Consider the following 602-nt stretch of genomic DNA (forward strand, 5'->3'; position numbering starts at 1 on the left):
GCGGTCTGGGCGGTGGAGCCCGAGCATTTCGACGACACCCGCCGGTCGCTGGCCGCCGGCGCCGCAGGGAATGACGACCGCGTCGAGGTCGACGCCAAGCGCTTTTGCCTGGCGCATCAATTCGAGGCCGATCGTGCCTTGGCCCGCAATGATGGCCGGGTCGTCGAAGGGTGGCACCAGCACCATGCCTCTTTCCACGTAAGGGCGAACCACGCTCATGCGGTCGTCGCGAAAGCGGTCGAACGGCACCACCTCCGCCCCCATCTTGCGGACGTTAGCGATCTTCATCGCCGGCGCGTCTGAAGGCATGGCGATGACCGCCTTGACGCCGAACATCGCGGCCGAAGCGGCGACACCCTGCGCATGATTGCCCGACGAGAAGGCGACGACGCCCTGGCTGCGTTCTTCGTCGCTCAGCGACGACAGCTTGTTGTAGGCACCACGGAACTTGAACGAGCCGGTACGCTGCAGCGTCTCCGGCTTGAACAGGATGCGGCCGCCGAAGCGCTTGTTCAGCTCCTGCGATTCGATCAACGGGGTTTCGACGATCAGGCCGGCGAGACGCGCGGCGGCGGCGTGGATGTCGGCGATGCCGGGAGGGG

At 66.6% G+C, this 602-nt stretch carries 1 protein-coding gene; it reads right to left on the bottom strand.

All coding sequences use genetic code 11. The features are described from left to right. Nucleotides 1-602, bottom strand: a 602-nt coding sequence (locus EN879_RS38115; protein WP_127274819.1) for a pyridoxal-phosphate dependent enzyme, incomplete at both ends; no start/stop codon positions are given.

The sequence above is a fragment of the Mesorhizobium sp. M7A.F.Ca.AU.002.02.1.1 genome, from assembly GCF_003998535.1.
GTDB lineage: Bacteria > Pseudomonadota > Alphaproteobacteria > Rhizobiales > Rhizobiaceae > Mesorhizobium > Mesorhizobium ciceri.